The 13,397-nt window shown below is 32.6% G+C and carries 10 protein-coding genes; 3 read left to right on the forward strand and 7 right to left on the reverse strand.

Annotated features, from left to right (window positions below; genetic code table 11):
- Window positions 1-40: 40 nt before the first annotated feature.
- The 3 genes from ACIQZ1_RS00165 to ACIQZ1_RS00175 are packed head-to-tail and all read right to left on the reverse strand — an operon-like array spanning window position 41 to window position 4,834.
- Window positions 41-1,426, reverse strand: coding sequence for a DUF5689 domain-containing protein (locus ACIQZ1_RS00165; RefSeq protein ID WP_396157885.1), 1,386 nt, complete (start codon window positions 1,424-1,426; stop codon window positions 41-43).
- Between the two features lie 5 nt (window positions 1,427-1,431).
- Complete coding sequence (locus tag ACIQZ1_RS00170; RefSeq protein WP_396157887.1) at window positions 1,432-2,058, reverse strand: choice-of-anchor J domain-containing protein; 627 nt, start codon at window positions 2,056-2,058, stop codon at window positions 1,432-1,434.
- Between the two features lie 10 nt (window positions 2,059-2,068).
- Complete coding sequence (locus ACIQZ1_RS00175; protein WP_396157889.1) at window positions 2,069-4,834, reverse strand: carboxypeptidase-like regulatory domain-containing protein; 2,766 nt, start codon at window positions 4,832-4,834, stop codon at window positions 2,069-2,071.
- Window positions 4,835-4,969: 135 nt separating this feature from the next.
- Between ACIQZ1_RS00175 and ACIQZ1_RS00180 the strand changes: the two genes are divergently transcribed.
- From ACIQZ1_RS00180 to ACIQZ1_RS00190, 3 genes are all read left to right on the forward strand, one after another.
- The gene (locus ACIQZ1_RS00180) at window positions 4,970-6,064 is read left to right on the forward strand and encodes an endonuclease/exonuclease/phosphatase family protein (RefSeq protein ID WP_396157891.1); all 1,095 of its coding nucleotides are present in this window, start codon (window positions 4,970-4,972) and stop codon (window positions 6,062-6,064) included.
- Window positions 6,065-6,133: 69 nt separating this feature from the next.
- Window positions 6,134-6,667, forward strand: coding sequence for a 3-hydroxyanthranilate 3,4-dioxygenase (locus ACIQZ1_RS00185; protein ID WP_396157893.1), 534 nt, complete (start codon window positions 6,134-6,136; stop codon window positions 6,665-6,667).
- A gap of 70 nt (window positions 6,668-6,737) precedes the next feature.
- Complete coding sequence (locus ACIQZ1_RS00190; protein WP_396157896.1) at window positions 6,738-8,291, forward strand: aldehyde dehydrogenase family protein; 1,554 nt, start codon at window positions 6,738-6,740, stop codon at window positions 8,289-8,291.
- 108 nt (window positions 8,292-8,399) lie between these two features.
- On the opposite strand, the gene ACIQZ1_RS00195 is transcribed toward ACIQZ1_RS00190, so the two are convergent.
- The 4 genes from ACIQZ1_RS00195 to ACIQZ1_RS00210 form a co-directional block, all read right to left on the reverse strand.
- Window positions 8,400-10,013 carry a DUF1501 domain-containing protein gene (locus tag ACIQZ1_RS00195; protein WP_396157898.1) on the reverse strand — a complete coding sequence of 538 codons (1,614 nt, stop codon included), beginning with the start codon at window positions 10,011-10,013 and terminating at the stop codon, window positions 8,400-8,402.
- Between the two features lie 5 nt (window positions 10,014-10,018).
- Entirely contained in the window at window positions 10,019-11,827 is a 1,809-nt protein-coding gene (locus ACIQZ1_RS00200) for a DUF1800 family protein (protein WP_396157900.1), read from the reverse strand.
- 146 nt (window positions 11,828-11,973) lie between these two features.
- Window positions 11,974-12,549 carry a PhnA domain-containing protein gene (locus ACIQZ1_RS00205; RefSeq protein WP_396157902.1) on the reverse strand — a complete coding sequence of 192 codons (576 nt, stop codon included), beginning with the start codon at window positions 12,547-12,549 and terminating at the stop codon, window positions 11,974-11,976.
- A gap of 54 nt (window positions 12,550-12,603) precedes the next feature.
- The gene (locus ACIQZ1_RS00210; protein WP_396157904.1) at window positions 12,604-13,341 is read right to left on the reverse strand and encodes a metallophosphoesterase family protein; all 738 of its coding nucleotides are present in this window, start codon (window positions 13,339-13,341) and stop codon (window positions 12,604-12,606) included.
- Window positions 13,342-13,397: the final 56 nt, after the last annotated feature.

The following is a 13,397-nucleotide window of genomic DNA, read 5'->3' on the forward strand; positions in this document are numbered from 1 at the left end:
TTAAAGTTAAGAAGGCATTTTTTATGTGTTTTATATGAATTTAGTTGATAACTATATCATCAATTTGCATTGTGGTAGTTACTCCACCGCTTCCATTTCCAATATACTCAAAAACTAAAAATCCATTTCCTGTTAATGTACTCGGTATTGCCCAATTTCCACTATCAGTAAAATTTGTTGGATATCCTGAAGACAAACCAGCATCTATTGTAAAACTTGATGTAATATTTGTTAATGTTGCTGTTGTTACATCAGAACCCGCTACATAATTTGTTGTGTAATATACTTTTAAACAAGCTCCGTTTGCAAAACCTGCTTTGGTTTTAAATGAAACTGTTGAGGCAGCCGTAAGATTAATAGGTACAAAAAACAAGCTTCTATTTGCTTCTGCAGTTCCTCCAAATGAAGTCATTTGAATGTATTTATTTCCACCAAACGTTTTTACTTGCCAATATCTTGTTCCAATTGCAGCATCATTAATATATTTTGGAAATATTTGCTGATTTGTTGTTGTATATGATGTAAATGGTTCGTTTAAAGTTGCGTCATATGTTAATGATGTTCCTACAATGGGCGGTGCAAAATCAACCGTTAATCTTGGATTAGTTAACATAATATCATTTTCCGTACGAACCATAAATTGGAAAGTACTTCCAAATTTGGTTAATACACCTCGTATTTTCCCGCTTTTATTTGAAACTGGTTTTGATGAAAAATTTGCAAATTCAGAAATTCTCACGATAATTTTATTTCCAAATTGATCTGTAATTTCATGATTTGTAGCGCCTCCTAAATTATTTAAAGTGGCATCAAAATATTTTTTACCAATTGATGCATCAGTAAATTGTACATTATCCAATTCAATAAGTTTATTTAAATTGGCATTATTTAATGTGGCTAAAACGGTTAAATTATTTACTAAAGTATTTTCATTTACTTTAGTACAACCACGCTTAATAATTCCTTCATACTCCACTCCAGAAATTCTGCCTACTTCATCATCTGTTAAAATTGTCGGCGTTCCGTTATTATATAAAGAGCCTAAAACCATTGCGCCATTTTCTGTAACGAAATATCTGTCTTTCAAATTTACATATACTTTTCTACCTGGCTCATATTTGGTATATAAATTATAAGCGTCTATTGGCATACTAAATCCTTTTGTGCCATCAACAGATACTAATGAAATTGATTTATAAAAATTTCCTCCTTCATCACTTGAAGTTACAAATGCTTCAATAATGTCATTAGGTACATATTTTTGATATGTTGCTGTAGAAGTTGCAATTAATGCAGGAACCGAAATAGTTGCTGTCAAATCACTACATTCACCTGATAAATTTGGCGCATCATAGTTATCACTATTTATACAACTAAAAAGAGTTGAAAATAGTATCGTTACTAATAATATGTTTAATTTTTTCATAATTCTTAATTATTTAATTTATAAAATAAAAAATTATCTACTTGAAAAGCACCGTCTAAAGTAGTATCTGTTCCAGATCCTTTAAATTTGAAGGCAATATGTGCTTTCCCGCTGTAAGCAGATAAATCAACATTGCTAGCTACAAACTGATACCAAGCAATACTTTTTGTAGGAATATTAGCTTGTAATGGTGTCCAAGTAGCTGCCAAAACATTAGTTCCATCATAATTTGTCGAAATAAAAACCTGTAAACTATTGTTTGGCGAATCAACATCTAAATGGTGTTGTGCTACTTCAAATGCTACTCCTTTTTTTTGTGCCACATCTAAATTAATTTCTGGTGAAATTAACCAAGCCGTGTTTACACTACCAGAGTTAAATGCACTAAATTCTGCATATCCGTTAGTTACACCACCAGTAGTATAGGTTTTTTCTCTCCACTTCCAAGTACCTATTTCATTAAAATTTGTCCATGATGCAATATCTAAATCTGTACTATTTACTGCGGTTTGAAAATCTTCTTTTGAAATAGTAACTGTAGTTGCTGGCAAAGCCGTTTCATCTTCTGTGCAACTTATTATAGTTGTCATAAAGAATACAGCTAATGTAATTTTTAATACTATATTTTTCATATCTAAAAAATTAAAAGTTAACGTATACATTAATAAAATAAGTTCTTCCGTAACCATAAAAATATTTAGACCCGAAAGAAGGTGTTCCGTTTGCATTATCAGCTTGTAAATCTGGAAAAGTAGCTTTTCTTGATTGTTCAAAACCGCCTGTTTTGTAGGTTGTGTCTAACACATTATTAATAGAAGCGAAGAAACCAATTGTAGTGGTATCAATTCGCCAAGATTTTCCACCTGTAAGATTTAATAAATTAAAATTAGCGAATTTTTCCTGTTTTAAGGCTTGTCTTACAGCTTCTTCAGTAGCACCAGGATAAGAAATTCCAATACTATTTAATGAAAAATTATCTGTTCTTGTAATATTTGAAATATCTAAATATGAATCGGCTAAGTAATTAATATTTGCACCCACCCACCAAAAATTTGGATCTCTATATTCTAATCCTAAAGAGGCAGCTGTTTGCGGCATACCTGGTAATCTGTAATTTTTTAAATACGCCTTACCAAAATCAACAACTGGTTGTGTGTTGGTTAAGGTAGCTTGTGCATCGTCATTAATTTTTAAGTTTGGATTGTCGCCATACAAATATTGACCATATGATGCAGCAACTGTACCTTTAATTGTAGAAGTAAACTGATATTCTAAACCAATTTCAGCTCCAAAATTTCTCTTTTCAATTCCTGTTAAAAGTTCAGAAATAAACGAATCTTGATCGTTTCCATCTACATCTTCTCCAATACCTTCAGCGTAAAAGAATGAAATTTCTGTTGCATTTTGTACTCTTGAAGCAAATCCTGTTACACGTGCTTTAAACTTAGGCGTTCTTACTACATAAGAAGCATCTAAACTTGCAATTGTTTCACTGGTTAACTCTGGAGTAATATTATTATTTATACGAGCATTAGCAAAAGTATTTCTCATATTTGGTGCTTTTGTCATATACACCCCATTGAAATCTAATAAATGCTGTCCTGTAATTTTATATGTCAATCCACCTTTGAATCCGAAGTTTTCAAAATTTTGTTTTGATCCTTTTCCAAAAGAGGTATTGGCATAAATTCCGTTTCTGTATAACCCTTCTCTTTGATATTGTGTTTTTGAGAAAGATTGTGCCAAGTAGAAATCTACTTTTTTGTATGTAAATTTAAATTGTGTAAATGCATCTGCAACAATGGCATTTAAATTATAATTGTATCCGTATTCGTCACCTACTTTAATTTGTCGGTTCGGATTATTTAAGTCAGATTGCGTTTGATCTCCTGAATAAAACGGATCAACATCTGAAAAGTATTGTCCACCTAATAAATCCAACATATTCTGGAAATTATGAGATTTTAATTTTTTAATACTAGCTCCAGCATTTAATTTTACGTTATCCGATAAATCTGAAAATAAAATGGAGTTAGCTGTAATTTGTTTGTCATCCGTTCTGTCTTCATACAACGCATAAACGCTCTTTCCAGCATTAACACTACTATTTTGGTTGGCGTAATATATGGTATTCCAGTTAATTTGACTGTTATTTAAGAAGTAATTTTGAGCTGCTGTAGCGCCTGCTGAATCACCTAAATTAAAAAAATAACTTGGTAAATTTTTATAGTATGTTGGGTCTGGACTATTTGCTGTTTGATAATCTAATCTACTGTTTCCAATAGAACCTGTTTGATAAGCAACATTTGTATTTAATGTAGTTTTATCAGATATTTTCCAATAATGACTTAACATTAAAATTGGCTCTTCTACATCTTTATCTCTTGAATTACGTTTTTTACCATCTTGCCATCCCCAATATGAGTTGTATTTAATTCCTTTTAAATTATTTACCTCATCAGTATTTGGAGACGATTTTCCTCTTGTATTTTGAGCATAAATTGCTGTAAAATTCAAACTATGTTTTTTATTGATTCTTTTCTCTACACTTGCAAAAAAGGAATTAGCTCCGTAATCTGTACCTTCAAAATAGCCTTCTTGCGCCCATCTTCTTGATCCAGAAATACTATATGCCCAACCATTTTCCATTAAACCCGAGTTATGAGTAACCATAGAACGCCAAGAATAATTCGTATTAGTTCCTGCCATAGAAATTCTTGTTCCTTTTCTATATAAAGAGGCTCTTGTATTAATTTCTTGTGTCCCTAAAATACCTCCAAAAGTATAATCGGATGGTGCAGAACCTAAAGTGAATTCTTGATTTCTTGTGGCATCATTTAGTCCGCCCCAGTTGCTCCACTGTGGTCTTCCATCGTAGATTTTATTCATAGAAATCCCATTAATCATAGTTACTCCGTATTCATTATCTAAGCCTCTCATTCTAAAACGAGCTTGACCCCAATTGAAAGCTGCGGCTTGTTGATAGGCATCTCTTGAAGATTGTAACAAACCTGCAGTACTTTCAGAACCGCTGTTATCATCACCTAAATCGTTTTCTGTAATGGTTACTAAACTTAATTGTTGTTCCGAAGTGATATCTTCATCTAAAAACAACAAACCTACATCTAACGTTTGATTTGCCACCACTTCAATTGCGAAATTTTGGGTGTTGTAGCCATCTACAGAAATTACTAAAATTTGGTTTCCAACTGAAATACCACTAATTTGAAATTCTCCCAAACTATTTGTAGTTACAAATTGTTCATTAGACTGGAGCATAACTTTAACACTACCCAATGGGCTTTGCGATTTTGAATCAACTACCTTTCCTTTTACAGTTGATTGGTTTTGAGACATCACAAAAATAGCTTGAAACAAAAACAACAGACTTAATACAAGTTTTTTCATACTTAATTTTAAATTAATACCTTACAAGCAATTTAGTAACAAACTAAAAAGCTAACAAAGGTAAAAAAATAAATTAAATTATTTACCTTTGGCTTCTATTTTAGAACTATATTTAATTATAACTTAACCTTGGAAATGAAAATCAAATCTATATTCACAGCTTTAGCACTGCTTTTATCTATTTCAACTAGTTTTTCACAAGAGAAAAAAAATTATCTTGTAAATACAATCGCCTTTTACAACTTGGAAAATTTATTTGATACGGTTAATGATCCAAATATAAATGATGAGGATTTTATTTATACGCCTGAAAATTATAAAGATAAACTTCAAAAATTAGAACGAGTAATTTCTCAAATAGGTACAAGTGGTGAACAAAAAAATTCTCCTGTGATTTTAGGCGTAGCCGAAATTGAAAACAGACAAGTATTAGAAGACCTTTGCAAACAACCCTTGTTAGCAGCTAAAGGCTATTCGGTAATTCATTTCGATTCGCCAGATAGACGTGGAATTGACACAGGTTTTTTATATCAAAAAGGACATTTTCAACCTACAAGTTATAAAAATTATGCCTTAATTGTAACGGAAGATGAAACAGATAAAAAAGCAAAAGATAAAGAAAAAGTTGAAGATACCGATGATAATGTAGTAGATATCAAAACCAAAAGAATTTACACACGTGATCAAATTCTAATGACAGGATTATTAGACGGTGAAGAAATGCACTTTATTGTAAATCACTGGCCTTCAAGAAGAGGCGGCGAAAAAAGAAGTAGCCCACTTCGTGAAGCAGCAGCAGCACTAAACAAAAAAATTATCGATTCGTTACAAGTTATTAATCCGAATGCGAAAATCTTCACAATGGGCGATTTGAATGACGGCCCTTTTAATAAAAGTGTGAAACAGGTTTTAGGAGCAAAAGGAGATGAAAAAGAAGTACAACCGTTAGGACTTTACAATCCTGCCGAAAAATTAATGAAAAAAGGAATTGGAACCTTAGCTTTTAGAGATTCGTGGGATTTTTTCGATCAAATTATCATTTCTGAGCCTTTATTGAGAAAAGATTATTCTTCTTGGAGATATTGGAAAGCAGGAGTTTACAATGCACCTTTTATGATTCAACAAACGGGACAATATAAGGGATACGCATTACGAAATGGTGCATTAGGACCTGGATATTCAGATCATTTCCCATCCTATATTTATATAATAAAAGAAGCAAAAAAATAAAAAAATAATTGAAGGTACATTAAAAGTGCCTTTTTTTATTTTGTAACTTTACCTTTTAAAATTCTTTTTATGTCAATTGCAAAACCTTTTAACTTGAATAAGTGGATAGAAGAAAACAGACATCTTCTGGTTCCACCGGTTGCAAATAAAAATTTATATGTAGATTCTGGCGATTATATTGTAATGATTGTAGCAGGTCCAAATGCAAGGAAAGACTTTCATTACAACGAAACCGAAGAGTTATTTTATCAATTAGAAGGTGATATTACGGTGTACATTCAAGAAAATGGTGAAAAAAAAGCGATGCATCTTTCAGCTGGTGATATGTTTTTATTACCCGCAAAAGTACCACATTCGCCAAGCAGAACAGAAAATTCTATTGGTTTAGTAATTGAAAAAAAACGAAATCATTTGGATGTAAAAGATGGATTGCTTTGGTTTTGCGATTCGTGCAATCACAAACTTCACGAAGTATATTTTGAATTAAATAATATTGAAAATGATTTCCTTACACATTTCAACGATTTTTATGCTTCAGAAGAAAAAAGAACGTGTAAAAAATGCGGAATGGTTATGGAAAGCAATCCAAAATTTGTAAAATAACTAATTCTTTATTCTGAATTCAATTTATTATATTTGCATAATTATAACAAAATCATTTAAAAAAGTTAAAATGTCAACAATAGCCTCACAATTTGGAATGCCTGAAGCATTAAAAGCACTTGGAATAAAAGAAATTAATGACGGAACCTCAACGGGTACTAACAGTTTTTCATCTGGAGAAATTATTGAAAGTTATTCACCAGTGGATGGTCAATTAATTGGAAAAGTTAAAACAACCACAGCAGCAGATTACGAAAAAGTAATGCAAAGTGCTACAACCGCTTTTAAATCGTTTCGTGCCATGCCAGCACCGCAACGTGGCGAAATTGTTAGACAATTTGGAAATAAATTAAGAGAATTAAAAGAACCTCTTGGAAAATTAGTTTCCTATGAAATGGGAAAATCCTTACAAGAAGGTTACGGTGAAGTACAAGAAATGATTGACATTTGCGATTTCGCCGTAGGTTTATCTCGACAATTGAACGGACAAACCATTCCGTCCGAACGTCCTGGGCACGTAATGAGAGAACAATGGCATTCTATTGGAGTAGTAGGAATTATTTCTGCATTTAATTTTCCAGTAGCGGTTTGGGCTTGGAATACAGCATTGGCTTGGATTTGTGGTGATGTTTGTGTTTGGAAAGCTTCGGAAAAAGCACCTTTATGTTCTATCGCTTGTCAGAATATTATTGCAGATATCTTAAAAGCAAATCAGTTACCAGAAGGAATTTCTTGTATCATTAACGGCGATTACAAAGTAGGCGAAATGATGACTACAGACGTAAGAATTCCGTTAATTTCTGCTACAGGTTCTACCAGAATGGGAAGAATTGTGGGTACTACTGTTGCACAACGTTTCGGTAAATCATTATTAGAATTAGGTGGAAACAACGCTATTATTATCACGCCAACTGCCGATTTAAAAGTAGTAGTTCCTGGTGCCGTTTTTGGTGCGGTAGGAACAGCTGGACAAAGATGTACTTCTACAAGAAGATTAATCATTCACGAAAGTGTATACGATAAAGTAAGAGATGCTATTGTAGGCGCTTACGGGCAATTAACTATTGGGAATCCTTTAGATCAAAAAAATCATATTGGACCACTTATCGATACAGATGCGGTAAACACGTATTTAGCCGCTATTGAAAAAGCTAAAGCTGAAGGCGGAAAAGTATTAGTAGCTGGTGGCGTTTTATCAGGTGAAGGATACGAATCGGGATGCTATGTAAAACCGGCTATCATTGAAGCAGAAAATCATTTTGAAATTGTACAACATGAAACGTTTGCTCCCATTTTATATCTAATGAAATACGAAGGCGAAGTGGAAAACGCGATCGAAAAACAAAATGGTGTAGCACAAGGTTTATCTTCAGCCATTATGACTAACAGCATCAAAGAAGCAGAGAAATTTTTATCTTTCGCGGGTTCCGATTGTGGAATTGCAAATGTAAATATCGGTACTTCTGGTGCAGAAATTGGTGGTGCTTTTGGTGGCGAAAAAGAAACGGGTGGTGGAAGAGAATCGGGTTCAGATGCTTGGAAAGTGTATATGAGAAGACAAACCAACACCGTAAACTATTCGGATCAATTGCCATTAGCGCAAGGCATTAAGTTTGATTTGTAGCATTGAAGTGATTAGTGAAAAGTGATTAGTGATTCGTTACTTTTTAAGATATAGAAAAACCCCTGCAAATATTTTGCAGGGGTTTTTTGTTGTTTTATTAGTAATGAATTATTCAATTATAAATTTCTTATATACTTTTTTTCTATTCCACTCAATGGATAATAGGTACATTCCTGAAGATAAATTTTGATAATATAAGGTGCTATTATTTTCTAAAATAAATTCTACAGTATTGTAAATTAAACTTCCGTTAATTGAAAACACTGTAAATTGCACGTTAGTATTTACGGTATCTGAAAACAAAACCTTTAATATTCCGTCTGTAGATGGATTTGGATACAAAAGTACACCTTGATTATTTTCATCTTCAAAATTGATACTATCACTTAACGTTTTGTCAAATATGGGTAATTTTACATAATTGCCTCCTAAAACCTCAGCGGCTTCACTTTCAGACATACACAACCAATCTTGCATCACGGTGGTATAAATTTGTCTGTAATCAAACTGCATGGGTATTTGATCATTTACCGCAGCATTTGTTGGTAAAATAGGTGAAGTTCCTATCATTCCAGGAATTGGGTGCGTCGTATTTGCTACTTCATGAGGGCTAGTGTTTAGAGCGCCACCAAAGAAAATAACTGGCGCTGCCGAACCGTGGTCTGTTCCTTTACTTGCATTACTTTTAATTCTTCTACCAAATTCACTAAACGTCATTCCAGTCACATCATTATCTTTACCCATATAGGTAATTTCTTGTTGAAACGCGCCAATAGCTTGAGACAACAAGGTTAAATTAATTGCCTGAGCACCTTGCGTTTTATCATTACTATCTACCTGATTTTCGTGTGTGTCGTGCGTATTAGGATGATTTACAATATAAACTGGTGTTTGTAATCCTCCATTGATAAGTTTGGCAACAATTTTTAACTGGTCGGCCAATTTGTTATTAGTTGGATAAGTAACTCCTGAATTTAATGCAAAATTATAGGCGGTTTGTATGACATTTCTATACACATTACTTTGATCTTTCATTAATCGAAGAAAAGTAAGTTCGTGACCATAATCAGAATTTGGTGAAGGATCTGTTATCCCGTTTATCACATTAAGTAACGCATTCGGATCTGGAGCACTGTATCCCATATTCATATTGGGTCCTTGTAGTGAAAAAGGTAACGTTGACCCAATCTGAATGGCTAAAGGATGCGGCATTTCAGGGGAAGGATAATCCATTGGATAATTTGGATATTTGATGTCTAATGCTCTACCAAGCCAACCGCTATCTAGGTTTTGATTACTACCAGATGCCGTAAACCAAATATCAGTTGCTCTAAAATGACTATAATTTGGATTGGGATATGACACCCCTTGCACAATCATCATTTTTCCATTATTGTACAGATTTTTCATTTCTGTCATAGCCGGATGTAATCCAGTTGTAGCATTATTATTTAAAGTTAACACGCTACTTTCCGGCATTAATATATTAGAACGCGCATTAACTAAATTACTCCATTTGTCTAATGGAAAAACCGTATTTAGCCCATCGTTACCACCATTTTGCTGAATAATAACTAATATTTTACCACAGTTTATGGCAGAAAGCGCCATTTTTTCTAATGTTACACTATCAACTTCCGAAGATGCCATAACTGGAATACCATTAAATAAAAGTGGCGTTGTTGCTAAAGCAGTAGTTTTTATAAAATTTCTTCTTTTCATAACAATTACATTAGTTGGTATTCAGATAATTGAGTAATGGCGAGTAACAAACTTTTTAATCTTGTTTTTACGATACTGGTAAAACCTGCATTTGTTGGATTGTTAACATAATTATTCCAAGCACTAGACCAATAATGATTTTCTATTTGATTTGATAAAAGATTCTGTATTTTCAAATTGTTTTTTACTGTGGTACTTAAATCTATTGGTAATAAATATTTTACACATTCGTTTACTAATAAATCTGGATCAGAAATTACTGCTGGTGCAAATTGCGAAACCCACGCAATAACATCAACTTCAATTCGAGTTGTTAATCCGCTATAAGTTAAGTTGAAACCATTAAAAATGGCATCAATAAATGCAGCTCTTTTTTGAATGGTATTTGAATTAATCCAATACTCGTGAAAATTTGGATTTTGATAATAGGCAGGCCAACCAGCAACATTAGGAATGGCTCCCATTGTTTGATCCATAGTTTGTAAATACCGGCTACTTATTGCGCTCCAAACAGAATATTGTGCATAATAATTTGTTTGGTCAGTTACGTTATAATTGATATTAAAAGTACGAAGCGAACCAATAACTAAATCGAAAGGCGATTTGATATATACCCCATAATTTGCCATATCATAAAAATGCTGACTTTTAAATAATTTATCTAAGACCGGAGCTATTTCCCAGTTATTGGCAACAAAATGCTGTGCTAATGGCACAATAACATTCGCTTCTATATTGGCATCAATATCATAATATACAAAATAACGGTATAATCTTCTACAAATGTATTCGGATACGACTTGCGATTTAGAAAATATCATATCGATAAAAGCATCTAATTCTGCGCTACCACTATTTGTAATTGTAGTGTTATTAAAAAAAGCTGAAAATTGTTTTGCACTAGTATTATGTTGCGTTGATACAAAGCTTGTTGTAGTTGGATGTGCATTTAGATTTTGAACACGCCAACCCGTTAAAATTTTTGCTGCTGCCACTACATCGGCTTCTGTAAACTGACTCAAAGGATCTTTTCCAAGCGTAAAAAGCTCCATTATTTCTCGAGCAAAATTTTCATCAGGAGCACTACTGGTATTAGCTTGATTATTTAAATAATACATCATCGCAGGTTGTGTAGCAACATTTCGTATTAGGTTTTTAAAGTTCCCTAAAGCATTATTCCTAAAATTTTGAATGTATTCGTGAGATATTCTTGCTGAATTTGTATTACAGTAGGTATTTTGAGAAACTCTAACCGTATTAAAATCAACTGGAATGAAATGATACCAAAACCAAGTCATTTTTTCTCTAATATTTAGCGATTGGTTTAATCCTAAGCCCAAATTCCATGAAGTAACACTATTTATTCTGTATAAATTTGTAGTGTTTCCTATACTGGTTGAGTTAAATGCGTGTTGTGTCCAATCACTACCGTAAGGGATATTCCCTTCGTCAGCAAATACATTCTGATAATAATTAACAGGCGGATTTGATACTGTATTTGGAATTGTTAATAGCGAATTGACACTCGAATTAAAACCCGCTTGTACTAACCCATTAACATCTGAAAATTTAAAACCAAATTGTGTTCTTCGTAGTAAATGTAAAACTGATGCTGTATTCCAAGCTCCTGTATAGGGAGTTAGACCACTTGTGATGTTTCCAATTCTATTGATTACAGCAGTTGCTTCAATAGATTGGTACCTTCTTAAGCCGTAATTTTTTCTTTTATATTTTTCAAAAAGAGGATCTTGACTTTCTTCTCTGCGAAGGAACACTTTTTTAAACAAGTTTCTTCTAGAATATTTTTTTTCCATACACTATACTTAACGCATTAATTATTAGACTATTAAATCTGTAAATGGTTTAATATTTTTTATAAAAATACAAATAAATTATGTAAAAATAAAAAACCCTGCAAATAAATTGTTTGCAGGGTTTTTTATTTTTACCTGTTGAATATTTACTTCGTTTTCTTCACATACTGCGTTAAAATATAAATATGTTGGTTTTCTACTCTACCTTCAATCAAGTTAGCATCATCCCAAACTACTTTTATATTATGTACTGCTGCACCTCGTTTTGCAGTAAACGTAGCGCCTTTAACATCTAAATCTTTAATTAATACTACTGAATCGCCATCTTTCAAAATAGCACCGTTGCTGTCTTTATGTACAATTTTATTTTCGTCTTCCTCTTCTCCTTCACCAGTTGCTTTTGCCCATTCTAAGGCTTCTTCGTCTAAGTACATCATTTCTAATGTATCAATATTTTTTAAACGTGCTAACATTCTCCAAGAAAGTATTTGAACTGGTAAATTTTCGTTCCACATACTATCAGACAAACCTCTCCAATCATTTGGATTCATTGTGTCTGGGTTTTCTACTTGATCTTTTAGATGTTTCGCCAATAAAACTGAATGTGCTAAACTTTCTTCTGTATAAGGTGGTAAAGTGTACACCACTAAATCCAATTCCGCGCCACTAATTTCACATTTTGACTCGCTTCTGTCTTTTAATTTTCTTTCAATTACACTCATTATTTTTGTTTTTATGGCTGTTATTTTTTCTTAAATTTTGGGCAAATATAGGAATTAATTTCTTCCCGATTCATTTGGATACAATTCTGAAACCAATTTACTTTGCCAGTACATTTTAGAAGCACAATCCATTATAGTTAATACACCTGAAAAAGCGGCGCCAGTATCTAAATTCCAAACAGAATTTTTACAAAGTGGTGCGACTATTTCAGTTTTAGAAATAGGTGTATGTCCGATAAATATTTCAGAATAAATTTTTAATCTTTTTGGATACAAAGGCGAATTTTTATCCATATTTTCATCTAAACACAAAGCCACTTCCCAAAGCGTTCTGTCCCAATACATTAATTTTGGAAAAAACTCCTGTGAAACGCCATTCATATTAGTAAAACCCGCGTGAATGAACAACCTATTTTCAGTATCTAAATAATAATTTCGCAATGATTTCAAAAAGGCAATATGTTTTTGTTTCGTTTCATTTGAAACATTAAAATAAGCATCAACAGTGGCCTTTCCTCCATGCTTAAACCATAGTTCTTCTTTAATATTTTCATGTCTATTTTCTAACCAATCTAAAAGTAATTCGTCATGATTTCCTCTAATGAAAATACATTTTTGCTGTTCCGATAAAGCAATTAAATAATCTAAAACGCCTGGGGATTCGCTCCAACCGTCAACATAATCGCCTAAAAATATTAAAATATCATTATGTTTTATTTCTGCTTTTTGTAGTACTTGAATTAAGGCTTTTAATCCGCCATGTATGTCGCCAATAACTAATGTTCTGCTCATTTATTTCTTTTAAAATACGAGTACTAATATACAAATAATTGTTCAATTGTAAAACA

The sequence above is a fragment of the Flavobacterium sp. genome (assembly GCF_044341185.1).
In the GTDB taxonomy this organism is placed as follows: domain Bacteria; phylum Bacteroidota; class Bacteroidia; order Flavobacteriales; family Flavobacteriaceae; genus Flavobacterium.